Origin of the sequence: Peribacillus sp. FSL R5-0717 (genome assembly GCF_038002945.1) — a bacterium.
In the GTDB taxonomy this organism is placed as follows: domain Bacteria; phylum Bacillota; class Bacilli; order Bacillales; family DSM-1321; genus Peribacillus; species Peribacillus frigoritolerans.
In genome coordinates this window covers 2,287,905-2,311,672 of record NZ_JBBOOF010000001.1, presented here as the reverse complement: position 1 = coordinate 2,311,672, position 23,768 = coordinate 2,287,905, and the positions used below count along the sequence as shown (strand labels likewise).

The following is a 23,768-nucleotide window of genomic DNA, read 5'->3' as shown; positions in this document are numbered from 1 at the left end:
TTGAAGACTAGTATCGTCATAATCGATGACCATCAGCTTTTCCGTGAAGGCGTAAAGCGCATATTAGATTTTGAATCATCCTTTGATGTTGTTGCCGAGGGTGATGACGGAAGCGAAGCTATGGATCTTGTTGAAACACATAAACCTGATGTTGTTATCATGGATATCAACATGCCGAACATGAATGGGGTCGAAGCTACAAAAATGCTCGTGAGCCGTTACCCTGAAACAAAAGTCATCATCCTTTCCATTCATGATGATGAAAACTACGTGCAGCACGCATTGAAAACAGGAGCACAAGGTTATCTGTTGAAAGAGATGGACGCAGACGCGTTGATCGATGCCGTGCGTGTGGTCGCTGAAGGCGGCTCATACCTTCATCCGAAGGTCACCCATAACTTGGTTAAGGAATATCGCCGATTGGCAGCTGAAGAGGGTGCTGATCGTGATTCCATACATACGATAGAAATCAGGAGGCCGCTTCACCTATTGACTCGACGTGAATGTGAAGTGCTTCAGCTTTTAGCTGACGGGAAAAGCAACCGGGCCATCGGCGAAACTCTATATATCAGTGAAAAAACAGTCAAGAACCATGTGAGTAACATTCTTCAGAAGATGAATGTGAATGACCGTACACAAGCGGTTGTCCTAGCTATTAAAAACGGCTGGGTAGAAGTGAAGTAATCAAAGCGTTCGATAAGTCCGGCTCTTCAGATTCCGCAATGCGTGCTGAAGGGCTGGATTTTTTTGTTTGATGTGATCATATTCAAATTTTTGGTAATCAAAAAAGCTATTTAATGCAAATAAAGGCATTTTCAGATAGAATGTTGAATATGATACGAAGTAAATTTTTATAAGGATGGTACTGATATGAAAACCGCAGTCGTAACAGATAGCACTGCATATATACCAAAGGAAATGCGTGATCGTTTACATATACATATGATGCCGCTTAATGTCATTTTTTCCAATGAAGCTTACCGTGAGGAAATTGACATTACGGCGGATGAGTTTTATGAGGAAGTAAAGAGGCAGGAGAAATTGCCGACCACTTCACAGCCTCCAATCGGGAAGTTTGTCGAGAAGTTCGAGGAACTGCAAAAAGAATATGATGATGTTATTTCCATTCATTTATCGAGCGGCATCAGCGGCACGTATCAAGGAGCGGTATCTGCAGGTGAAATGGTCGAGGGAATCAGGGTTCATGCGTTTGATTCGGAAATCAGCTGCATGGTACAGGGGTTTTACGTGATCGAGGCGGCAAAGATGGCACTTGATGGCAAAGGTGCAGAAGAAATCATGGCCAGGCTTGAAGAAATGAAACCATCGGTCAAGGCATACTTCATGGCAGATGACCTATCCCATCTCCAGCGCGGCGGCCGCTTAAGCAGTGCCCAAGCGTTGATCGGCAGTCTGCTTCAAGTGAAGCCGGTGCTCCATTTTGTTGATAAGGTCATCGTCCCATTCGAAAAAATCCGTACAAGGAAAAAAGCGATGAAACGGATTGCCGATTTACTTGGAGAAGAGGCGGCGAGCGGCGAGAAATATAAGGCCGTCATCATTCATGCAAAACGGGAAAGTGAAGCCAAAGACTGGAAAGCGGAACTTGAAGCCCGGTTCCCGAATGTCGAATTCGACATCAGCTACTTCGGCCCAGTAATCGGAACACATCTGGGCGAAGGCTCGATGGGGATGGGCTGGTATAAAATTTAAGCTGTGACGCCTTTACTAAGTGAAGGGCGTTTTTTTATGAACAAAAAGGAATCCGGGAGTTAAAAGCGAATGATAAGGGGGAGTGTAATTTATCAAGAAATGGAGGTTGCAGTTTGAAAAAAACGAGCATTTCCCCGCCATATTCCCCTGAACTTCAGAACCATCTCACCGGAAAACATCTTTTGGCCTTCGAAATCCCCTTCTCCCAAGAAATCCTCACGGAGCACCTCAAGAATGGGTATGTCTCGGAAACTTGCGGCGTGCAATCCGGGAACGGCAGTTATCACTGTGTACGCTGCGGTAACAAAGATCAAACCTTGTTTTATACTTTCCCTTGCAAGATTTGCAATCAAGATTGCACTTACTGCCGCTCATGCATCATGATGGGACGGGTCAGTGAATGTGCAAAGCTTTATAGGTGGACCGGTCCCGGCATTCAATATACGATTCCTGACAATGTGATGAGGTGGACGGGCACTTTATCGGCAGGTCAACAGAATGCGTCCGACTGTGTCGTTGAAGCCATAAACGGAAAAGATGAATTCCTAGTATGGGCCGTATGCGGGGCAGGGAAGACGGAGGTGTTATTTCCAGCGATTGAGGCAGCTTTGCTTGCCGGGAAACGGATTTGTTTGGCAACACCGCGCACCGATGTCGTTCTCGAACTCTCCCCAAGGTTAAAAAAAGCTTTTCCTGCCATTGAAGTCACTACCCTCCATGCCGGCAGTGAAGATCGACATGGTTTTTCGCCACTGACCGTTTCCACGACCCATCAGCTTTTCCGTTTTATTGAAGCTTTCGATGTCATCATTGTTGATGAAGTCGATGCGTTTCCCTACTCAATCGATGATTCGCTGCATTATGCGGTTAATAAGTCGAAAAAGGTATCCGCGGCAACCATCTACTTGACCGCCACACCTTCGAAACGGATGCGGCGGCTATACCGAAGCGGCAAATTGAGAGCCTTCATAATCCCGGCCCGTTATCATCGCCAGCCAATCCCCGTTCCTGAAATGAAGTGGAGCGGCAATTGGCAAAAACTATTCCTTCAACAAAAGATTCCATCGAAAATCAACGCATGGGTAAGTGAGCGCCTTAACCAGAATATCCCCTTCCTATTGTTTTTTCCAAGCATCAGAGTAATGGAGCAAGTCCTTCCGCTGTTTCAAAGGCTGTCTCCTGAATTATCGATTGTCCACTCCCGGCACCCTGATCGAAAGGAAAAAGTAATGGCCTTAAGGAATGGACTCGTTCCGGGATTACTGACCACGACCATCCTGGAACGGGGCGTGACAATCGAGCGGTTGGAAGTAGCCGTGATCGGTGCTGAACATGAAGTGTTTTCTGATAGTGCTCTCGTTCAGATTGCCGGCAGGGTAGGGAGAAGCTTTGCGAACCCTTCCGGGACGGTCACCTTTTTTCATTACGGTAAAAGTGAAGCGATGGCCGAGGCGGTCCGCCATATACAGATGATGAATAAAAATGCCATGAAAAGGGGGCTGCTGGATGAATAGATGTCTAGTTTGTGATGAAGGAATGAAGCAAGCTTTGACATGGGGGAGCCTGCTTAAGCAGGCCGAGGCAAGGGCAATCTGTGAAGGATGTGAGGGGAAACTTAATAGGATAACCGGAGATACATGTACAATGTGCTCAAGGGAGCTGGGAGGGGACCATATGACCGGTGACCTCTGTCTCGATTGTTCAAGATGGGAAAGGAATAGGGAATGGGGAGGCTATTTGTCGAAGAACATAGCGCTATTTCATTATAATGAATACTTAAAAGACCTGATTGCTAAATATAAGTACCGGGGTGATTATGCGTTAGCTGAGGTTTTCGTCCCTTTTTTGAAAGAAAGGTTAAAGGAGATGGAGTTTGACCTGGTAACCGCCATCCCGCTTAGCGATGAACGGCTTAAGGAGCGGGGGTTCAACCAGGGAAAGGCTTTGGCAGATCTAGTTGGACTTCATACGGTTGAGACCTTGACAAGAATCCATACTGAAAAACAATCAAAAAAATCTCGTCAAGAGAGAATGTCATTACCGCAGGTTTTTCAGGTCATGCAATCTGATATGCTGGAGCATAAATCCATTTTGATCATCGATGACATTTACACAACTGGCACAACTCTCAGGCATGCAGCAAAGGCATTGATAACGGCTGGGGCCAAAGAAGTATCATCGATCACCCTGGCTAGGTGAAAAAGCTCATTTTAATAAAACTTCCTAAAGTATCGCCGGGATTATTCGATATATACAGTACTGAAGAATAATCGCCGTGAAGGTGAAGGAGGGGCGTCGATGGATGTATTCAACTGTCCAAACTGTAATTCGTTATTCGTTATGACGAAATTCCGTGATGTGTGCGATGCCTGTTATAAAGAAGAAGAAGCCCTATATGATAAAGTGTATGCATATATTCGCAAGAAAACAAATAGAACGGCGTCCATGATGCAGGTGGTTATGGAAACCGGCGTTGAAGAAAGGTTAATTATTAAATTTGTGAGAACCGGAAAGCTGAGAATTTCACAGTTTCCCAATCTCGGAATTCCTTGTGAAAAGTGCGGCGCCAACATCAAGAGCGGAAGGTTATGCGGCAAATGCGGCAATTCGCTCGTTACGGATTTGCAGGCATTTGAAAATGAAGAAAAGCGCCTGACTGAAATTCAAGGAAATGATAAAAAAAATACGTACTACATGAAGGATGAGCAAAAAGGGTAATTCATTCATGGAAACATGCTGCCGTTTTTGTTAAAATATTCGATATTGAGAACAATATTCGACAATGGGTGCCGAAGGAAAGATTACAGCAAACAATTAAAGAAATCAGTTCCTTGTCGATAATAAAGATAGGGAGAATAACACAGTCCAGAGCCATTTTCATGTGTAAAGGAATCGAAACATAATGGGATTTATAAAATCGACCGAAGGAGAGGATCTGGAATATGAAAATCAATAACGTCGGTATGACAGGTGTTAACCCTTATAATCTTCAAGCCAATAAAACGGGGAATATCAAAGAATCCAAGGTCAAATCCTCGGATAAAGTTGAAATTTCTTCAGCGGCAAAAGAAATGCAGCAATCATCTCCGATTCTTGCTGCAAGACAAGCAAAAGTGGATGAACTGAAAATCCAGGTTGAAAAAGGAAATTATAAATTGAATGCACAAGCAACGGCTAAGGGTCTCATCGATTTTTACCGGAAATGAATTTTCCATGAAAAAGAAGCTTGAATGAAGTGGACGGAGCAAGTTTCCGTCCTTCATTTATGAGCGGAGGAGGCAGCGAAATGACTGCACGGACCATCATCGGATCGCTTGAAAAATTGATCAAGCTTCATAAAAGCTTCAATCAATTGGCGATACGAAAAACGGCCATTTTGAAAGCGAATGATACCGAGGCGATTACTGCCCTGCTGATTTCGGAACAAAAGCAGATTAAAGCGATTAGTCAGACGGATAAGGAAAGAGAAAGGGCAGTCGAGGAATTTCTTGCAGCCAATGGAACGGCGGGACAGGCAGCCTCCATCCATACCGTGACGGAACTGACAGGACCAGAAGAAACGGAAGTCCTTGAAATGCTAAAAGCGGCATTGATCGATGAAGTGGCAAAGCTGAAGGAGCGGAACGGTTTAAATCAGCAATTGATCTATCAGTCCCTTCAATTATCGGGATATCCAGGAAATAAATAAGAAGAAAAAATCCTCCAATAAATACACGAATCCGTATGAAAGTCTATCAGTGGATGGCGTGTTCTATGATAAAAGAAATTGATTTCCTTACCTTTTGGAGTCCAAACGGTTTCCATGTTAAATATTTTTAAATTTTCTGTAAATAAAATAGGCTTAATTTTTTCTTTCTAGCATAGCATTTGATATAATGGAGCTAGGGCAGACATCAACCCTTTCCAAACCTTCCGACAATTGTTTCATTATTTCGACATATTTCATGATGTGTTTCTAAAAGGAACCGGAGGGGTATTGTAGAATCTAACTGTATAGTCTTAATTTAAGGAGGACTCACTTTATGAATTACAACGTACGCGGTGAAAACATTGAGGTAACTCCAGCAATTCGAGAATACGTCGAAAAGAAAATTGGCAAGTTAGAACGATATTTTAACAATACACCAGATGCAAATGTGTTAGTCAATTTAAAAGTGAACAATAATACTTCAAAGGTCGAAGTGACGATTCCCATGCAGAATTTGGTTCTTCGCGCTGAAGAGGAAAATGCGGATATGTATGCTGCCATTGACTTGATCAATGATAAGCTTGAACGCCAAATTCGTAAACATAAAACGAAGGTCAATCGCAAGTTCCGAAACAATCTATCGACTACACCCGATGCATTCGCCTTCAATACGGAAGCTGACGAAGTGGTGGATGAATTCGAAGACGATAATGATATTGAAGTGGTCCGCAATAAACGCTTTGATTTAAAGCCAATGGACAGTGAAGAAGCTATTTTACAAATGAATATGCTTGGTCACAGTTTCTTCGTTTACACGAATGCGGATACTAATACAACAAACGTAGTGTACCGCCGAAAGGATGGACGCTATGGATTGATTGAACCTAGTTAATTATTATTCTAATATCAAAAAGCACAGCCCAGCCTCTGGGGTGTGCTTTTTTGCATGTTGATAGAATCCGTTAGAACGTAAAAAAGATTTCTTCTTTTGGTTCTCTAAAAAATACAATGTTCACTTAAAAGAACAAAATTTGTTCTTCATTAAGATAAAAAGTTGGTTTTACCTAATCAAATACCCCTATCTTTTGCACTATACTCGAATCATCAGTTCTTTAAAAAGAACAATAAGTTATTTGTAGAAAACAATTTGATCAAGGTGCAGAGGGGTGCGGATTATTTGTATCGAAAGAATTGCCATACATGCCATAGGGCTTCTTTTAGCAGTGCGGAATATGGAAAGTGGCTTTGCCCGACCTGCGGTGAGGATTTGACTTCGCAAAAAGCCCACGATGCACTTACAATCGAAAGAATCAATACACCCCAAAGAAATTTTAAGAAGAGTAAAACGAAATTGAATTAGTCTATGAAAAATCACCTGAACTTCAAATTTTCTTAATATTGTAATATTTTGTCGGATGAAAGTTTTTGCATTTATGTGGATTACCGACATAAAATAGCAATATATGGAGTGTGTATCCGTTATAATATGATTATAGGTAATGTATTTGGTAATAAATACCACGACAAAGGCAAACTCCTTGAAAAATGAGGGCGCAAAGGCACAGGTCTAAGGTCCTTGTGACTAGGATGGCTGGTCTGCCTGAAATACAAGAGTATTTTAGGAGGTAGAAGAGGTGGCTAATGTGGAAATGGATCAAGAATGGGTGAAATTGATTTCTGAAGCAAGAAGCTTGGGTTTCAAAAAAGAGGAAATCATTGCTTTTTTTAAACGGGAAAGCCTTGAGGCAATTTTTGAGGAGAACGATGGAAAATAGGTTCCGAACAAATTCGAGAACATCCCTATAAACAATGGTTCGATCATAGCTGTTTATAGGGTTTATTCTTCCTTGGGATTCTTGTGAGTCTAGCTTATTCAAACTGTATTCTTCAGGATTATGTAAGTAAACTAGTGCACTACCATTCTACTCTTCTTTATCTTTTCTCCATTTATTAAATTCGATGAATTCCCTGAATTGTTGTTTTGAGACACCCGAATTCATGGCTTCCTCAACGATTTTCATCCAGTCATTGTCCAAGGTTTCCTTATTTGGTGCATCGTAAAGCAGGGCATCAACTGGGATGTTAAGTACGGAGGAGATTTTTTCAAGAAATTGAATAGAAGGATTCGTTTGTAAGTTCCGCTCGAGCGAACTTAAATAAGACTTTGCAACACCTGCTTTATCGGCAAGTTCAGTCATCGACATTTTCTTTTCTTCTCGCAGTTTTTTTACACGTTCACCAATCATCAATACCACCTCGAAACATGTTCTATTTATCTTCCGCTAATAAGTTTCGGCAGCCCACCTTATCATTCAAAACATGACGCCTGTATTGGATTACCTTGACATGCTATCTCTAGAGAGGACACAGCATCTAGTGATGGAAGGTTATGGATAATTCACATTTGCATATGGAATAGTGGGGAGTTTGCAACATATTTTTTATACTTTCTCCTATTTTAACAGTTTTACTCCTCATTTATCCATTGTTTTTCGCAAGAATTGCATTCAGGTCTATACCAGCGAAGTGACATGAAGTTGTACCTCTATGATAGAAGTGGTAAAATTAAGCGTGCATTAGTAATAATAGAAGGTGTGTTTCTTCTTACTTATATGAATTTTGTCATTGAACGATCATTACCATAATAGAGGAGCGTTATTGAATGCTTAATATATTAAATAAAGTTTTTGATCCGAATAAGCGAGAAATCAAACGTTTAGAAAAAATCGCCGATCAGGTCGAAGCGCTGGCTGATGAGACTGCTGCGTTATCGGATGAACAGTTGCGTGCCAAAACGGAAGAGTTTAAAGAGCGTTATCAAAATGGGGAAACCGTTGATGATTTGCTTGTCGAGGCTTTTGCGGTTGCGCGTGAAGGGGCAAAACGTGCTCTGGGCTTATATCCTTACCGTGTTCAAATCATGGGTGGGGCATCCCTTCATGATGGAAATATCTCCGAGATGAAAACAGGGGAAGGTAAAACCTTAACATCCACGATGCCGGTTTATTTAAACGCGCTTACCGGTAAAGGTGTACATGTCGTTACCGTCAATGAATACTTGGCACACCGTGATGCCACCGAAATGGGTGTATTGTATGATTTCCTCGGTTTGACCGTCGGGTTGAATTTGAACAGTCATTCCAAAGAAGAAAAGCAGGCAGCGTATAATGCTGACATTACGTACAGTACGAATAATGAGTTAGGTTTTGATTATCTTCGTGACAATATGGTGTTATATAAAGAACAAATGGTACAGCGTCCGCTGCACTTCGCTGTCATCGATGAGGTCGATTCGATTTTGATTGATGAGGCGAGAACGCCATTGATCATTTCCGGTTCGGCACAGAAATCGGCTCAGCTTTATATCCAGGCCAATGCGTTTGTGAGAACCTTAAAGAAAGATACGGACTACACATATGATGAAAAGACAAAAGGTGTTCAGCTGACGGAAGATGGGATGAATCGAGCTGAAAAAGCGTTTAATATCGATAATTTATTCGATATTAGTCACGTTACTTTGAATCATCATATCAATCAGGCGTTAAAGGCTCATGTTTCCATGCATTTGGATGTGGATTATGTCGTCCAGGAAGGCGAGATAGTCATCGTTGACCAATTCACCGGCCGTTTGATGAAAGGCCGCCGTTACAGTGAAGGTCTCCACCAGGCGATCGAAGCGAAAGAAGGACTTGAAATTCAAAATGAAAGCATGACTCTTGCGACGATTACATTCCAGAACTATTTCAGGATGTATGAAAAACTTTCAGGTATGACCGGTACAGCCAAAACGGAAGAAGAGGAATTCCGCAATATTTATAATATGAATGTCATTGCGATCCCGACAAACAGGAATATCATCAGGGATGACAGGGCAGATCTTATATATGCGACAACTGATGGGAAATTCAAAGCTGTTGTGGAAGACATCGCCGAACGTTATACAAAGGGTCAGCCTGTGCTTGTCGGTACGGTTGCCATCGAAACATCTGAGGTCATATCTGCCTATTTATCCAAAAAAGGCATCCCTCACGATGTTTTGAATGCCAAGAACCATGAGCGTGAAGCGGAAATCATTGCGAATGCGGGTAATCAAGGCTCAGTTACGATCGCTACTAACATGGCAGGTCGCGGTACGGATATCAAGCTTGGTGAAGGTGTCAAGGAGCTTGGGGGCCTTGCTGTCATCGGCACGGAACGTCATGAAAGCAGGCGTATAGATAACCAGCTGCGTGGCCGGTCCGGCCGTCAGGGAGATCCAGGGGTCACTCAATTCTATTTATCAATGGAAGATGAATTGATGCGCCGCTTCGGTTCGGATAATATGAAAAACATGATGGCACGCCTAGGTATGGATGATTCCCAGCCAATTCAAAGTAAAATGGTGACAAGGGCCGTTGAATCCGCACAGAAACGGGTCGAAGGCAATAACTTCGATTCACGTAAGCAATTACTGCAGTATGATGATGTTCTCCGTCAACAACGGGAAATTATCTATAAACAGCGTTTCGATGTCATGGAAAGTGAAAACTTACGTGAAATCGTCGAAACGATGATCACGGCATCCATCCAGCGAAATGTTGTCGCGTTTGCTCCAATGGGCGATGAGGAAGGCTGGAATTTACAAGGCCTTGTCGACTACCTGAATGGTAACCTATTCAATGAAGGTTCAATCACTGTGGCTGATTTGGAAGGGAAAAACGAATCGGAATTGGTTGAGTTCATTTTAGCAAAAGTGAAAGAAGGCTATGACCAAAAAGAAGAAGAGCTATCTGAAGAACAAATGCGTGAATTCGAAAAAGTAATCGTTCTTCGTGCAGTCGATAGTAAGTGGATGGACCATATTGATGCAATGGAGCAGCTGCGCCAAGGGATCCACCTTCGTGCTTATGGTCAAATCGATCCGCTTCGTGAATATCAATCCGAAGGTTTTGCGATGTTTGAAGCGATGATTGCTTCAATGGAAGATGAAGTCGCGAAATACATCATGAAGGCTGAAATCCGCAACAATTTGGAACGCAAGGAAGTCATAAAAGGACAAGCGGTCAATCCGAAGGAAGAAGACGGGGGAAAAGTGAAAAAAGCCCCTGCCCGTAAAAAGGAAGACGTTGGAAGAAACGCGTTATGTCCATGCGGCAGCGGTAAAAAATATAAGAATTGCCATGGCAATTTAGGCTAAAGTTAGGTGTATAATGAAGATGAGACGGTTAAGTCCAAGGCTAGCCGCCTCTTTTCATGTTTAGTTTGCATATAATGAATTGGTTTATTGTAATGAAGGGAATCCCTCTTCAGGGATTTTTTTTAACATACTTAATGAGGTGAAGAGAAATGGAATTAGCAGAAATAAGAAATGAACTTGAACGGACAGCGCAGCGATTAACGGACTTTAGGGGGTCTCTTTGACTTAGATGAAAAAGAGGCACGAATCGCACAGCTAGAAAATGAGATGACACATCCCGATTTTTGGAATGATCAGCAAAAAGCACAAACTGTCATCAATGAAACGAATGCTTTGAAAGAACAAGTCAATCAATTGTCCGACCTGAATGAATCATATGAAAATCTGGATTTGACATATGAATTAGTGAAAGAGGAGAATGATCAAGAACTTTTAGCGGAGCTGGAAGAAGAAATTACGGTTCTTGCACAAAAGATGAATGACTTTGAACTTCAACTTTTATTAAGTGAAGAATATGACTCGAAAAATGCCATTCTTGAACTGCATCCTGGTGCAGGCGGTACGGAGTCCCAGGATTGGGGTTCCATGCTGTTGCGCATGTATACAAGATGGGGTGAAAAAAGAGGCTTTAAAGTGGAAACCCTTGATTACCTTCCAGGTGATGAAGCTGGGATCAAGAGTGTTACTTTAATTTTCAAAGGCCATAACGCCTATGGTTATTTGAAAGCGGAAAAAGGGGTACACCGTCTTGTCCGTATTTCTCCTTTCGATTCCTCGGGACGACGCCACACTTCATTCGTTTCATGTGAAGTCATGCCGGAATTCGATGAGACGATCAATATAGAAGTACGCACGGAAGATTTGAAAATCGACACGTACCGGGCAAGTGGTGCAGGTGGTCAGCATATCAATACAACGGACTCGGCGGTCCGGATCACCCATTTACCTACGAACACCGTGGTAACGTGCCAAAACGAGAGATCTCAAATCAAAAACAAGGCCCAGGCCATGAATATGCTGAAAGCCAAATTGTATCAACGTGAAATTGAACAGCAACAAGCGGAATTGGATGAAATCCGCGGAGAGCAAAAGGAAATTGGCTGGGGAAGCCAAATTCGTTCTTATGTTTTCCATCCGTATTCCATGGTTAAAGATCACCGTACTAGTGCGGAGACCGGAAACTTGGGAGCTGTCATGGATGGGGATATCGATATGTTCATTGATGCGTACTTGCGTTCAAAATTATAAGATCAGCCAGTCGGACCGGTTTCCCCGGTCCGGCTTTTTTTATGATTTTCCCTTTTTAATGAATCTTCTGGCTGACATTTACAGGATTGAAAAGGGATGCTCTACCTCGTTCGGCCAATACTAGATAATAATGATGGTTCGAGGAGACTTATGCAAAATGAAGAGAAGATACAGGGAGCAGAGGCACCCTTTCATTCAAAAGTTAACGGAGTATGGATTGGTGATTGTCGGTTCGTCCATAATTGCCATTGGTTTTAATGTGTTTTTACTGCCTAACCAGGTCGCATCCGGAGGGGTCAGCGGGATTAGCACGATTCTCGATTCAACTCTCGGTTGGGAGCCGGCTTATGTTCTTTGGGGTTTTAATATCCCTTTGTTCATTGCGGGGCTTATTATCCTCGGAAGGCATTTCGGAGCCAAAAGCCTGATTGGAACCTTGTTCCTGCCTTTAGTGGTATTTCTGACAAAGGATTGGGAGGCATGGACGAATGATGCATTGCTTGGTTCGATTTGCGGGGGGATGATGGTCGGACTTGGGCTGGGGATTGTCTTTCGCGGCAAGGGTTCCACTGGGGGGACCGATTTGGCGGCACAGATTTTCCATAAATATACCCATCTGTCATTGGGGACCTGTGTGGCTGTCATTGATGGAATCATCGTTTTAAGTGCTGCCATCGTTTTTGATATTGAAAAAGGCCTTTATGCATTGATTGGACTATATGTGACAAGCAAGACGATCGACCTTGTCCAGATTGGATTGAATCGTTCGAAGATGTCACTGATCATCACGAATAAAGAAATGGAAGTAAGGGATGCTATCATACATGAGCTGGACCGGGGTGTAACAGGCATATCTGGGTATGGCGGCTATACGGATGATACTCGTCCAATTTTGATGTGTGTAATAGACCAGTCGGAATTCACCAAATTGAAACAATTGGTGAAACTCGTTGACCCTAAAGCGTTTGTAATTGTAATGGACGCGTCGGAGGTACTTGGGGAGGGTTTTAAACTAGATTGAAATTGGTATAATGTTCTTGTGCTGGTATAAATCAGAGGGGGTAAGTTCAATGAAAATGAAGTGGTTAGCCTTAATTCTGGGTACTTCTTTGGCCTTGGCTGCATGCGGTGGGAACGATGATGCTGCAGATAAAGAGCCTGCAAGTGAAAATAGCGAAACGTCTACGGCAGGTGCCGGTGATGCCGCAAAAATTTATGAAAACAAATGTTCAAGCTGCCATGCAGTGAATCTTGAAGGCGGCGTGGGCCCCAACTTGACGAAGGTAGGTTCCAAGCTATCAAAAGAAGACATTGAAAAAGTCATTGCGAATGGCCAAGGCGGAATGCCAAAAGGTATAATCAAGGGCAAGGAAGCGAGCATGGTCGCTGAATGGCTTGCTGAACATAAATAATGATTAATGAAACGTTCTGCTTAGCGGGACGTTTCATTTAGCCTCTATTAAACCCTCGAAACAACTCACGATCAACCACTTATCAAGCAATCAAATCCTGGAATTATTACATAGATGTTGATATATGTCTAACTGAAATGAAACTGTAATATTTTTTATGCTTAATTTGACAAAATATGATGTTATAATGTTTCTGTGCTCAAGTAAGGGAGATTCCTGTCAGATTTCAGTGAAAATTGTCGAAAAGCTGTAGATACATAGTGATAATCCAAGCAAATTAGGTGGTTTTAGAATGATAGAAATGATAGATGTGAAAAAGACATACCCAAATGGCGTAATTGCCATTAATGGAATCAATGTAAAAATAAAGCCAGGCGAATTCGTTTATGTAGTTGGTCCGAGCGGTGCCGGAAAATCGACCTTCATCAAAATGATGTATAGGGAAGAAAAGCCTACAAGCGGTAATATCTTGGTCAATGGCGTAAGCCTGCCAAGTATCCGCAATTCGAAAGTTCCTCTATTCCGCCGTAATATCGGTATGGTATTCCAAGATTTTAAACTCCTTCAAACATTCACTGCATATGAAAATGTTGCTTTTGCCATGGAAGTTATTGAAAAGGAACCAGAAGAAATCAAAAAGAGAGTCATGGAAGTTCTTGATCTGGTTGGCATTAAACATAAAGCGAGAATGCTTCCTTCCGAGTTATCTGGTGGGGAACAGCAAAGGGTGGCAATAGCCCGTTCGATCGTCAATGATCCCAAGGTAGTCATAGCCGACGAGCCTACAGGTAATCTTGATCCCGAAACATCATGGGAAATCATGAACATATTCGAAGAAATTAATAAACGCGGAACTACACTGGTCATGGCCACACATAATAGGGACATCGTCAACAATATTAAACGACGTGTTATTGCCATTGAAAGTGGAAAAATAGTTCGCGATGAACATCGAGGTGATTACGGATATGAAATTTAGAACATTGCTCCGTCACTTCCGTGAAAGTTTTAAAAATATTGGCCGTAATGGATGGATGACGTTTGCTTCAGTCAGTGCAGTAACGGTCACTCTAACTTTGGTTGGCGTCTTTTTAGTGCTCATGATGAATTTAAATCATATCGCGGGAAATGTGGAGAAAGATGTCGAAGTTCGTGCACATATTGATAATGCGGCGAATGATGACGATATAAAAGCTATCGGTAAGCAAATTACGGAGATAAACGGTATCGAATCAGTGATTTTCTCTCCAAAAGATGAAGAGCTTACTAATTTAATAGATGATTTAGGAGATAATGGTGAGGCTTTTAAACCATTTGAACAGGATAACCCATTAAGGGACGTTTATGTTATCAAAACGAAATCTCCGCAAGATGTCATCAAGGTGGCAAAAAAAATCGAAGGTATGGAATATATCCAAAGTGTTAAATATGGACAAGGCTACGTCGAGAAACTATTCAGCTTTGTTAATATAGCTAGAAACATAGGGATCGTTCTTATTGTAGGCTTACTATTTACTGCAATGTTCCTGATTTCGAATACGATTAAAATTACCATTGTAGCCAGAAGAAAAGAAATTGAGATCATGAGATTGGTAGGAGCGACGAATACATTCATCCGTTGGCCATTCTTCTTGGAAGGACTTTGGTTGGGAGTCCTCGGTTCCATCATTCCGATAGGACTGATTGCAGTACTCTACTATAATCTTTATAAATATGCAGCACCGCAGATTACGTTCAAATTCATAGATTTCCTGCCTGCAAATCCGTTTATTTATCAAGTATCGGCCATCCTCATCGTAATTGGTGCGGTTATCGGAATATGGGGCAGCTTGATGTCCGTCAGGAAGTTCTTGAAAGTTTAAATTGTATCTTTACTCGAAAGCCAAAAGTAGCCAGACATAAATAGAGAGACGTTACAATGCAAGGATGTAACGGGTTGAAAGGGGAAATGAAACGTGAAAAAAAATATCATTGCCATGAATGCCTCCATCATGATCGGGTTGGGAAGCATTCTAGCGGCACCTTCGGTTTATGCTGAGTCTATATCGGATTTAGAGAAACAGAAAGAATCCATCCAGGAAAAACGTTCAGGTGTTGAATCGAATATTTCCGACACGGAAAAGAAAATCGATAGCCTGCAGGATAAGCAAATGACAGCGGAAGACCAAATCGCTGCCATTGAAGCGAAAATCGCAGAGTCCGCAAAAAAAATCGATGCTAAAAATGCTGAAATTACACAAACGAAAAAAGAAATCGAGGCATTGAAAGAAGAGATTAAAGTATTAAAAGAGCGGATCGCGAAACGTAATGAAGTATTGAAGGAAAGGGCACTTTCTTTCCAGGAGACTGGCGGGGACGTGAACTACCTTGAAGTATTATTCGGATCATCCAGTTTTGGGGATTTAGTTGACCGTGTCGGAGCTGTAGCGACAATCGCTGAAGCCGACCGCGATATTTTAAAGCAGCACGAGCTGGATAAAAAGGATCTCGAAGAAAAGCAAAAAGCCGTTGAAACGAAGCTTGCCAGTTTAGAAGTGGCAAAAGCTGAACTATTGGAAATTCAAAAGCAACAAAAACAGCAGAAGCAAGAAAAGGATGCATTGGTTAAAAAATTAAAGCAACAAACTGAAAAGCATGAACATGAGAAGATGGGTCTAGAGGAAGAAAAAGCGAATCTTGCTGCTCAAGAAAAAGCCATCAAATCAGCCATCAGCTTGGAACATCAACGTCTTGCCGAATTGGAAGCAGCTCGTAAAAAAGCGGCAGCCGAAGCGAAAAAACGTGCAGAGCAAGAAGCGGCACAAGCGGCTGCACAAGCAGCATCCCAAGCATCACAAGCAACCGAAACAAAAAAACAATCCACTTCTTCAGGATATAGTGCAAAAAGCAACAGTTCATCATCATCTTCACCCGCTTCGTCTAATGTAAGTCAAGCGCCAGCCGTATCATCGGGTACTTTCACTAGACCTAGTGCAGGATATGTATCTTCAACAATGGGTGAACGCTGGAATAAACAGCATGCCGGCATCGATATAGCTGCTAGTGGAACGGTTCCGGTTGTAGCGGCAGCCGACGGGGTCGTAAGCCGTTCTTACTTCTCAAGTACATACGGTAACGTCGTCTTCGTTACCCACTCGATCAGCGGTCAGCAATGGACTACTGTGTATGCACACTTAAGTTCTAGACAAGTAGGCGAAGGTGCTGTAGTTGCCAAAGGTCAACAAGTGGGCATCATGGGTAACACAGGACATTCATATGGTCAGCATTTACACTTTGAGCTACATAAAGGCTCATGGAATTATAGTAAGTCAAATGCTGTTAATCCATTAAACTATATACCTAATTAATACCCAATATATCAAATGAAAAACAGACCAGGATAAATTCCTTGTCTGTTTTTTTATGTGGTGTCATCATTTTCTATAAGCATATTCTTTTCATTCCCCTCATATAGTGAAATACATATCAGGTCAGAAATGGGGATAAATATGGTCAAAAAATGGGTACTTCCTCTAGCAATCATCATGTCACTAGCCATTGGAGCAGTGGGGGGCATATATTGGACAAGCCTTCCGGCCAAGAATGAAGCAAAGGATGAAAGCCAAGAAATATCGAAGGATAAGGAATGGGCAAAAGTGGAACAAGCTTACGGCTTAATCGTAAGTCAGTATGTAGAGCAGGTGGATGGCTCCAACCTGGTTGAGGGTGCCATCCAAGGCATGCTGTCAGCGCTGAAAGATCCTTATTCCGTATATATGGACAAGGAGACCGCTAAGCAATTCAATGAAACCCTTGACTCCTCTTTTGAAGGGATCGGGACTGAAATCGGAATGGAAGATGGTAAGGTCATAATTGTTTCTCCTTACAAAGACTCGCCTGCAGAAAAAGCTGGATTAAAGCCGAAAGATCAAATCCTCAAGGTGAATGGTCAAAGTGTAGAAGGGCTGGATCTGTATGAAACACGCCTGAAAATCCGCGGCGAAAAAGGGTCACCCGTCAAAATTGAAATAAAGCGGGCAGGGATTGATAATCCACTTGAATTCAATATGGTGCGCGCCGAAATTCCATTGGATACCGTATTTTCATCAATTAAGGAAGTCGGCGGAGAACAAATCGGTTATATCGAGTTGACCACATTCTCGGAAAATACTGCAAGTGATTTCAAAAAGCAGATTAAGAAGCTGGAAAAGACGGGAATCAAGGGCTTGGTCATAGATGTACGCGGCAATCCAGGCGGCCTTCTTTCCAGTGTGGAAACGATTCTTGGCGAGTTCATCACAAAAGACAAGCCCTATTTGCAAATTGCCGAAAGAACGGGGGAAACACAATCGTTTTTCACAAGCCTTAAGAAAGCGAAAAGTTATCCCATTGCCGTCTTGACGGATAAAGGGAGCGCATCTGCCTCGGAAATCCTGGCTGGCGCCATGCAAGAGGCGGGAGGCTATCCATTGGTTGGCGAGAAGACTTTCGGTAAAGGCACAGTACAGCAAGCTGTACCAATGGGTGATGGCAGTAAGATTAAACTTACGTTATATAAGTGGCTGACTCCTTCAGGGAACTGGATCCATAAAAAAGGGATCGAACCGACGATCAAAGTCAAACAACCGGAGTATTTTAATGCCCATCAGCTGGCGATTGAGAAGGTGTTGGAGCGGGATATGAATGATGAACAAATCCAGTATGCCCAAAGCATTCTGAAAGGACTCGGATTTGAACCGGGTCGTGAGGATGGATATTATGATTGGAGTACAGAAATCGCAGTAAAGGCATTCCAAAAACAATTCGGCCTGGAAGTGACCGGTAAGCTGGATGCTAAAACCGCAGCGCATCTGGAATCCGCCATTCTGGAAAAGATCCAGGATGAAGATAATGATATCCAGTTACGCACGGCTTTGAATTATTTAGTGAAGTAACTTGATGGCATCGTTCCCCTTGGAGCGGTGCCTCTTTGCATTTAATCGTTCCTTGCCTGCCAACTTGAGATAAACCTAATTTTTCTGCATCTTAATAGGCATGGAGGCTACATTTTTGATAGAATAGGAGGTAACTGACCAGAACGAAGTTTGACAAAATTTTGATTACTTTTGAGGATGGTGGATAGAAATTGACAACGGATTGGCTGATTGCATGCTTAATGGGATTAGGAAAACTTTTCCTTCACCCTTTGCTTTATGTTTCGATTGCCTATTGCTTATTCATCGGCTATCTTCGCGTTAAACGGGAACGCCATGATTTTAATACGAAGATCTACAGTTTTTCCATGGAGCTGCGTTCCATGCTGCCTCTAGGATTGATAGGGGGATTGATCCTTTCCTTCCTCACGCTGGCCACCGGACTCGCCATTCCTTTGGCGGCAATGTCCATCATGGCAGTGGTTACGGTTTTGGCGATGCTATCCATGAAAAAGAGGTTTGTTTCCCCCGTTTATACAATGGGGCTCACTTTCTTTATCCTGTTCTTTCTATATGATAGAGATATCGAGCTGACGTTATTTCAGGATTCCCTTAATCAGCTAGATCGGTCCGTATATCCGACACTTGTTATTTTAATGGGGTTATTACTGATTGCTGAAGGGTTTTTGATTGTTGCTAATGGAAGTAAAAAGGTCTCTCCTCACCTGGAGGTATCCAAAAGGGGGCAGCCGATAGGTGTGTATGTTTCACAGCGGGTCTGGCTAATTCCCATGTTCGTTATGATTCCTGGAGGACAACTTCCAGCGCCTTTCGAATGGTATCCGGTTTTTACAATCGGGGACATGTCCCTGTCGCCGATCGTACTGCCCATTTTAATCGGCTTTAAGCAACAAGTTCATGGGACGCTCCCGGAACTGGCAATTAAGGCGCAAGGCAAAAAGGTTGGGGCATTGGGAATTGTGATTGCGGTATTGGCTGCAGCTGGTTACTGGTACCCTCCATTGGCAATCATAACGGTTGTTTTGGCAATTCTTTGCCGTGAATTCCTGCATCATTCCCAAAAGGCAATGGATCAAAAGCTTCCATTTTATTTTTCGAAAAGTAAGCTGGGTGTCCAGATCTTAGGCGTTATCCCTCAATCTCCGGCAGATAAAATGGGGTTGCAAAAAGGCGAGGTCATTTCGAAAATAAATGGGGTCGTCGTCAGGGAAGAAGAAGAGCTATACAGGGCGCTGCAAATAAACCGGGCACATTGCAAGCTCGAGGTCATCGATAATAATGAACAGATTCGTTTTGTGCAAAGAGCTCTATTTGACGGGGAGCATTACGAACTGGGCCTCTTGTTCGTTGACGATCAATTGAAGGAAAGCGGACAAGTGGGTTAATGATATAAAATAAAAGGCCTTTTCTCGAATTATATCGAGAAAAGGCCTTTTTCAATGGAAACGTGTTATTACTTTTCAAGCATGATTTTTTCTATATCTTCCAGCATTTTATTAGCTGCAATTACTCCGCCAGCTGTATTCCATGTTGCGTCGCTGACCTCATGGGCATTTCCGTTTTTGACTGCATCAAGGTTTTTCCAAAGTGGATCATTCGTCCATTCTTTTGCTGTGCTTAGGGCTTGTTTGTCGCCTTCAGGAGCGTAGGTGAAGTAGAAGAGAATATCTCCATCCATTTTAGGGATGACTTCTTTTCCAACCTCAATGGCAAGGTTGCCTAATTTATTATCTGCAGTGAAAAGTTCCTTCTGTTGTTCTGCACGTTTAAATCCTAATTGATCGAAAATCACTCCAGAGAATGAATCTGTGTAATAAATACGAGTAGTTCCAGCCATGAAACGAACAATGGAAACTTCTTGATTTACTTTATCACCCAATTTAGCTTTAAGATCTTCAGTATTTTTATCGAATTCCGCAATTACATCGTTACCTTTTTCTTCAAGGTTCAAGGCTTTTGCATAAAGTTTGAAGTTCTCTTTCCAATCTCCTCTTAGCGTTTCCGAGAAAACGGTAGGGGCGATTGCATTTAATTTATCATAAACAGCTTCTTGGCGTATCTTGCTTCCGATAATCAAGTCAGGCTTCAGTGATGCGATTTTCTCTAAGTTAACTTCATGTTCAACACCAACAACTTCGACCCCATCCATATCATCTTTAATATGATCGTACCAAGGGTCACCAAGCCATGATTGAACGGCACCAACAGGTTTAATTCCTAAAGCGATCAATGCTTCAGTACCTTCATTTGTTAAAACGACGACTCTTTTAGGCGTTTCTTTCAACTCGGCAGTGCCCATGGCATGCTCAATTGTGTAGCTTTTCTCCTCTTTCTTGTCTTCAGCTTTATTTCCATCGGCCTTTTCATCCGAATTCCCGCAAGCTGCTAGAAGAAAGACTGCAAATATTGTAAAAAGCGTTAATAAAGACTTAAATCTAAACATTTATGTATCCCTCCCAATTTGTCAGCAAATGATAATCATTCGCACTTAACAGCATCATCATAAAATGAATATACTTTTCTGTCAATATATAATTGAAAATGATTCTCAAATTCGTTGACATAATCCTGTTAACGCCAGTACAATTGAATTAAATACTGATATACAAACGTGATTGGAAAGGTAACTGGATATGTTATTAAAAAATTCATGGCAGAAATGGATGGGGCTGTTCATTACCATTCTTTTGCTGCTGTTTTTACTGTGCTCAAGCATTGTATACGGTTATACGGATACAACATGGAAAATGGCCATCGATGCTTTTACCGATTTCAATGGGACGAATGAACACATTGTCATTCAATCAGTCAGACTTCCGCGAGCCCTGATCGCTTCGGCCATCGGTGCAAGTTTAGCCATCTCCGGGGTTTTGATGCAAACGCTAACTAAAAACCCCCTCGCCTCCCCGGATATATTCGGGGTCAACGCCGGGGCGGGATTGGCGGTGGTCACGGGTGTCACCGTTTTTGGGATAAGTAATCTTCAAGTATTCACATGGCTGTCATTCCTAGGGGCCGCCATAGCCGCGATAAGCATATTTATGATTGGAAGCATGGGACGCGGCGGCTTGACACCGATGAAGCTGACATTGGCAGGTGCAGCCATGACGGCGATGGTAGCCTCACTTACACAAGGTCTTCTTGTTTCTAATGAGGCTCTTTTAGAGCAAGTCCTATTCTGGCTTGCCGGATCCGTTTCCGGTAGAAGCCTGGACAATTTAGTTGCCGTCCTGCCTTATCTTGCGGCAGGCTGGGTCCTTGCCTTGATCATGTCCGGTAAAATGAATGTGTTATCCATGGGTGAAGATGTTGCAAAGGGTCTTGGACTGAATATAGTATTCCTTAAACTGGTCCTGGGGCTGGCAATCATCCTGCTCTCTGGCGGATCAGTAGCGGTTGCGGGTCCGATTGGCTTTATAGGAATCGTCGTTCCGCATCTTACCCGTTCTATAGTTGGCATCGATCATCGCTGGTTGATTCCCTTCTCTGGACTTTTCGGGGCGGTGCTTTTGATTGCAGCAGATGTCATATCCAGGTATATCCTGATGCCTCGCGAAGTTCCGGTTGGAGTCATGACAGCCATAATCGGGACCCCATTCTTTATTTATATAGCTAGAAAGGGGTTCAGCGGTCGATGAAGTCATATAAGAGCTTTCGTTTGTTTAATGAAAAAATATCATTCTTGATGGATAAAAAAGCCATGATCGTGATTTTCATATTATTTTTAGTCACTTCACTAGTGTTTGTGATCAGTACTGGAGTGGGTGAAATGAATATAAATCCCCTAAGCGTTCTCCAGGTCTTTATCGGAGGGGGGACGGAGAGCGACCGGCTTATTATCCACTCTTTCCGCCTGCCTAGAATAATTGTTGCCCTGTTGGTAGGGATGGGCCTTGCTGTAGCTGGGGGTATCCTTCAAGGGATGATTAGAAACCCACTTGCTTCGCCTGATATCTTGGGGATTACGGGAGGAGCGACTGTAGCGGTCGTTGGATTCTTGGCCATTTTTAGCGATAAGAACCATTCATTAACGGTGAGCATCAATTGGTTGCCGGTAGCTGCATTCATTGGGGCGACAGTCGTGGCCTTACTCGTTTATTCATTAGCCTGGAAAAATGGGGTTCCCCCGATCAGGCTTGTGTTGATCGGGATTGGGGTGATGGCTTTAATGAAGGCGCTCACTACGATGATGATGATTCTTGGCCCAGTCTATCAAGCGAGCCAGGCAAACCTTTGGATCACCGGGTCAGTGTCTACCTCCACTTGGAATAATATCGCTGTACTGGCACCATGGACGATTCTATTCCTGCTAATTGCCTTCCTGTATGCCAGGAATATTAATTTACAGGAGCTAGGCGATGACCTGGTAACGGGGCTTGGGGGGCATGTCCAAAAACAGCGGTTTACATTATTGATGATCAGTACGGCCTTGATTGGCGGTTCCACAGCTTTTGCTGGGGGAATAGGGTTTGTGGGATTAATGGCACCGCACATGGCCAGAAGGCTGGTTGGTTCTAGTTTTGGAGTGTTACTGCCGACTTCGGCTTTGCTTGGCGGCATCCTGGTTATGGTGGCGGATTTGATTGGACGGACTTTATTCTCACCTTTGGAAATACCGGCTGGTGTCTTCACAGCGAGCATCGGGGCACCATATTTCATTTATTTACTATATAAAACGAGGAATTCGTAATTCCGGTAAATGCAAAAAGAAGCAGTCATCCTAGGGATGGCTGCTTCTTTATTTCTTTAAGCTTCTTTAGCTGCTTCGATTTCGATGGTAAGCGTGATTTGATCGCCGATCAGTACGCCGCCTGTTTCTAATGCCGCGTTATAGGTTAGACCATAATCACTGCGTTTGACTTTCCCTTTTCCGCTGAAGCCTGCTTTTTCATTTCCCCACGGATCTTTCCCTTGGCCTTCGAAGGTGATGCTGAAAGTTTCTTCTTGTGTAACTCCATTAAGAGTCACATTTCCAGTTACATCGTATTCATCTTCATCCGTTTTCACGATTTTCGTTGATTTGAATGTTAATGTAGGATTTTTTTCTACATCAAAGAAGTCAGCGGAACGTAAGTGATTGTCCCTGTCTGCATTGCGTGTGTCGATACTAGCCACATCAACGGTAAAATCAATCTCTGCAGTCGTTAGATCCGATGGGTTTGCTAGAATGCTTGCCTCGAACTTATTAAAACTTCCTTTTACTTTGGCGATCATCATATGTTTTACGGAAAATTCAATAGCGCTGTGAGTCGGGTCGACTATCCATTTTGTATTAGTCATATTTATTCCTCCTGATTATTAATCTTGAATTTATATATCTTTAATTTGAGATATCTTAACTTAATGTAATTATAAGAGCTGAAAGCAATAGTGTCAACTGAAAGTTTTCCTTAATTTTGAAAACATGAAAAACCCTGTGCATTTATGGGGCACAGGGTTTTCAGAATGTAGACAAACTCGATGAAAATCAAGCTTGTCTCAGTTTTTATGAAGGTTTATAAAACTCGAATGATGATTTCAACTCCAGGCACTCGCTTTCCGCGGGCGGTCCGGAAGCCTCCTCGGCGCTCTTTCCGCCTGTGGGGTCTCCCCTCGACGCGCTTTTCCCGCAGGAGTCT

The 23,768-nt window shown here is 42.8% G+C and carries 23 protein-coding genes and 1 riboswitch; of the genes, 20 read left to right on the top strand and 3 right to left on the bottom strand.

Annotated elements, in window-relative coordinates; all coding sequences use genetic code 11:
• The 9 genes from NYE65_RS11310 (at position 1) to sinI (ending at position 7,176) form a co-directional block, all read left to right on the top strand.
• Entirely contained in the window at positions 1–684 is a 684-nt protein-coding gene (locus NYE65_RS11310) for a response regulator (protein WP_063589699.1), read from the top strand.
• Between the two features lie 186 nt (positions 685–870).
• Positions 871–1,713 (top strand): DegV family protein, encoded by an 843-nt coding sequence (locus tag NYE65_RS11305; RefSeq protein WP_063589700.1) that lies wholly within the window; start codon positions 871–873, stop codon positions 1,711–1,713.
• A 113-nt stretch (positions 1,714–1,826) separates the two neighbouring features.
• Positions 1,827–3,227, top strand: coding sequence for a DEAD/DEAH box helicase (locus NYE65_RS11300; protein ID WP_328175711.1), 1,401 nt, complete (start codon positions 1,827–1,829; stop codon positions 3,225–3,227).
• Positions 3,220–3,912 (top strand): ComF family protein, encoded by a 693-nt coding sequence (locus tag NYE65_RS11295; RefSeq protein WP_340860948.1) that lies wholly within the window; start codon positions 3,220–3,222, stop codon positions 3,910–3,912. Before NYE65_RS11300 ends, NYE65_RS11295 begins: the two co-directional genes overlap by 8 nt.
• A 99-nt stretch (positions 3,913–4,011) precedes the next feature.
• On the top strand, positions 4,012–4,431 hold the full coding sequence (locus NYE65_RS11290; protein ID WP_328175709.1) for a TIGR03826 family flagellar region protein: 420 nt from the start codon (positions 4,012–4,014) through the stop codon (positions 4,429–4,431).
• A 224-nt stretch (positions 4,432–4,655) separates the two neighbouring features.
• Positions 4,656–4,919: a flagellar biosynthesis anti-sigma factor FlgM gene (gene flgM / locus NYE65_RS11285; protein WP_063595755.1), complete on the top strand. Its 264-nt coding sequence runs from the start codon at positions 4,656–4,658 to the stop codon at positions 4,917–4,919.
• Between the two features lie 80 nt (positions 4,920–4,999).
• Complete coding sequence (locus tag NYE65_RS11280; protein WP_340860947.1) at positions 5,000–5,401, top strand: flagellar protein FlgN; 402 nt, start codon at positions 5,000–5,002, stop codon at positions 5,399–5,401.
• A gap of 334 nt (positions 5,402–5,735) precedes the next feature.
• Positions 5,736–6,293 (top strand): ribosome hibernation-promoting factor, HPF/YfiA family, encoded by a 558-nt coding sequence (gene hpf, locus NYE65_RS11275; RefSeq protein ID WP_048684017.1) that lies wholly within the window; start codon positions 5,736–5,738, stop codon positions 6,291–6,293.
• 626 nt (positions 6,294–6,919) lie between these two features.
• Positions 6,920–7,005: riboswitch (cyclic di-GMP riboswitch) on the top strand.
• A 30-nt stretch (positions 7,006–7,035) separates the two neighbouring features.
• Positions 7,036–7,176 (top strand): DNA-binding anti-repressor SinI, encoded by a 141-nt coding sequence (sinI, locus tag NYE65_RS11270; protein ID WP_238141632.1) that lies wholly within the window; start codon positions 7,036–7,038, stop codon positions 7,174–7,176.
• Positions 7,177–7,323: 147 nt separating this feature from the next.
• On the opposite strand, the gene NYE65_RS11265 is transcribed toward sinI, so the two are convergent.
• Positions 7,324–7,647 (bottom strand): helix-turn-helix domain-containing protein, encoded by a 324-nt coding sequence (locus tag NYE65_RS11265; RefSeq protein ID WP_048684020.1) that lies wholly within the window; start codon positions 7,645–7,647, stop codon positions 7,324–7,326.
• 416 nt (positions 7,648–8,063) lie between these two features.
• Between NYE65_RS11265 and secA the strand changes: the two genes are divergently transcribed.
• The 9 genes from secA (at position 8,064) to NYE65_RS11220 (ending at position 19,535) form a co-directional block, all read left to right on the top strand.
• Positions 8,064–10,577, top strand: a complete 2,514-nt coding sequence (gene secA, locus NYE65_RS11260; protein WP_034309885.1) for a preprotein translocase subunit SecA — start codon at positions 8,064–8,066, stop codon at positions 10,575–10,577.
• A 149-nt stretch (positions 10,578–10,726) separates the two neighbouring features.
• A protein-coding gene (gene prfB, locus NYE65_RS11255; RefSeq protein WP_223255851.1) for a peptide chain release factor 2 occupies positions 10,727–11,825 on the top strand; the annotation gives its coding sequence in 2 pieces (ribosomal slippage) (positions 10,727–10,789 and positions 10,791–11,825; 1,098 coding nt in all).
• A gap of 157 nt (positions 11,826–11,982) precedes the next feature.
• A complete protein-coding gene (locus tag NYE65_RS11250; protein ID WP_063595768.1) occupies positions 11,983–12,846 on the top strand; it encodes a YitT family protein in 864 nt (287 codons plus the stop codon).
• 49 nt (positions 12,847–12,895) lie between these two features.
• Positions 12,896–13,237, top strand: coding sequence for a cytochrome c551 (gene cccB, locus NYE65_RS11245; protein ID WP_262870918.1), 342 nt, complete (start codon positions 12,896–12,898; stop codon positions 13,235–13,237).
• A gap of 292 nt (positions 13,238–13,529) precedes the next feature.
• The gene (gene ftsE / locus NYE65_RS11240) at positions 13,530–14,216 is read left to right on the top strand and encodes a cell division ATP-binding protein FtsE (protein ID WP_034309898.1); all 687 of its coding nucleotides are present in this window, start codon (positions 13,530–13,532) and stop codon (positions 14,214–14,216) included.
• Positions 14,206–15,099: a permease-like cell division protein FtsX gene (ftsX, locus tag NYE65_RS11235; RefSeq protein WP_034309901.1), complete on the top strand. Its 894-nt coding sequence runs from the start codon at positions 14,206–14,208 to the stop codon at positions 15,097–15,099. The genes ftsE and ftsX overlap by 11 nt, the downstream gene beginning before the upstream one ends.
• A 93-nt stretch (positions 15,100–15,192) precedes the next feature.
• A complete protein-coding gene (locus tag NYE65_RS11230; protein WP_328175706.1) occupies positions 15,193–16,584 on the top strand; it encodes a murein hydrolase activator EnvC family protein in 1,392 nt (463 codons plus the stop codon).
• 141 nt (positions 16,585–16,725) lie between these two features.
• Positions 16,726–18,150 carry a S41 family peptidase gene (locus tag NYE65_RS11225; protein WP_328175705.1) on the top strand — a complete coding sequence of 475 codons (1,425 nt, stop codon included), beginning with the start codon at positions 16,726–16,728 and terminating at the stop codon, positions 18,148–18,150.
• Positions 18,151–18,341: 191 nt separating this feature from the next.
• Positions 18,342–19,535, top strand: a complete 1,194-nt coding sequence (locus NYE65_RS11220; protein WP_340860946.1) for a PDZ domain-containing protein — start codon at positions 18,342–18,344, stop codon at positions 19,533–19,535.
• Positions 19,536–19,603: 68 nt separating this feature from the next.
• Here the strand turns inward: NYE65_RS11220 and NYE65_RS11215 are convergent, their stop codons facing one another.
• Positions 19,604–20,593, bottom strand: coding sequence for an ABC transporter substrate-binding protein (locus NYE65_RS11215; protein ID WP_034309908.1), 990 nt, complete (start codon positions 20,591–20,593; stop codon positions 19,604–19,606).
• A 190-nt stretch (positions 20,594–20,783) separates the two neighbouring features.
• Between NYE65_RS11215 and NYE65_RS11210 the strand changes: the two genes are divergently transcribed.
• Together NYE65_RS11210 and NYE65_RS11205 are read left to right on the top strand one after the other, a co-directional pair.
• On the top strand, positions 20,784–21,788 hold the full coding sequence (locus NYE65_RS11210; protein WP_057278124.1) for a FecCD family ABC transporter permease: 1,005 nt from the start codon (positions 20,784–20,786) through the stop codon (positions 21,786–21,788).
• Complete coding sequence (locus NYE65_RS11205) at positions 21,785–22,840, top strand: FecCD family ABC transporter permease (protein ID WP_340860945.1); 1,056 nt, start codon at positions 21,785–21,787, stop codon at positions 22,838–22,840. The genes NYE65_RS11210 and NYE65_RS11205 overlap by 4 nt, the downstream gene beginning before the upstream one ends.
• Positions 22,841–22,896: 56 nt before the next feature.
• On the opposite strand, the gene NYE65_RS11200 is transcribed toward NYE65_RS11205, so the two are convergent.
• Entirely contained in the window at positions 22,897–23,430 is a 534-nt protein-coding gene (locus tag NYE65_RS11200) for a YceI family protein (RefSeq protein ID WP_053536834.1), read from the bottom strand.
• Between the last annotated feature and the right edge of the window lie 338 nt (positions 23,431–23,768).

Excerpts from the sequence above, each read along its gene's own strand:
- NYE65_RS11305 (WP_063589700.1), top strand. The coding sequence starts at position 871 with ATGAAAACCGCAGTCGTAACAGATAGCACTGCATATATACCAAAGGAA.
- NYE65_RS11295 (WP_340860948.1), top strand. The coding sequence starts at position 3,220 with ATGAATAGATGTCTAGTTTGTGATGAAGGAATGAAGCAAGCTTTGACA.
- NYE65_RS11290 (WP_328175709.1), top strand. The coding sequence starts at position 4,012 with ATGGATGTATTCAACTGTCCAAACTGTAATTCGTTATTCGTTATGACG.
- flgM (WP_063595755.1), top strand. The coding sequence starts at position 4,656 with ATGAAAATCAATAACGTCGGTATGACAGGTGTTAACCCTTATAATCTT.
- NYE65_RS11280 (WP_340860947.1), top strand. The coding sequence starts at position 5,000 with ATGACTGCACGGACCATCATCGGATCGCTTGAAAAATTGATCAAGCTT.
- hpf (WP_048684017.1), top strand. The coding sequence starts at position 5,736 with ATGAATTACAACGTACGCGGTGAAAACATTGAGGTAACTCCAGCAATT.
- NYE65_RS11265 (WP_048684020.1), bottom strand. The coding sequence starts at position 7,647 with ATGATTGGTGAACGTGTAAAAAAACTGCGAGAAGAAAAGAAAATGTCG.
- secA (WP_034309885.1), top strand. The coding sequence starts at position 8,064 with ATGCTTAATATATTAAATAAAGTTTTTGATCCGAATAAGCGAGAAATC.
- NYE65_RS11250 (WP_063595768.1), top strand. The coding sequence starts at position 11,983 with ATGAAGAGAAGATACAGGGAGCAGAGGCACCCTTTCATTCAAAAGTTA.
- cccB (WP_262870918.1), top strand. The coding sequence starts at position 12,896 with ATGAAAATGAAGTGGTTAGCCTTAATTCTGGGTACTTCTTTGGCCTTG.
- ftsE (WP_034309898.1), top strand. The coding sequence starts at position 13,530 with ATGATAGAAATGATAGATGTGAAAAAGACATACCCAAATGGCGTAATT.
- ftsX (WP_034309901.1), top strand. The coding sequence starts at position 14,206 with ATGAAATTTAGAACATTGCTCCGTCACTTCCGTGAAAGTTTTAAAAAT.
- NYE65_RS11225 (WP_328175705.1), top strand. The coding sequence starts at position 16,726 with ATGGTCAAAAAATGGGTACTTCCTCTAGCAATCATCATGTCACTAGCC.
- NYE65_RS11215 (WP_034309908.1), bottom strand. The coding sequence starts at position 20,593 with ATGTTTAGATTTAAGTCTTTATTAACGCTTTTTACAATATTTGCAGTC.
- NYE65_RS11210 (WP_057278124.1), top strand. The coding sequence starts at position 20,784 with ATGTTATTAAAAAATTCATGGCAGAAATGGATGGGGCTGTTCATTACC.
- NYE65_RS11205 (WP_340860945.1), top strand. The coding sequence starts at position 21,785 with ATGAAGTCATATAAGAGCTTTCGTTTGTTTAATGAAAAAATATCATTC.
- NYE65_RS11200 (WP_053536834.1), bottom strand. The coding sequence starts at position 23,430 with ATGACTAATACAAAATGGATAGTCGACCCGACTCACAGCGCTATTGAA.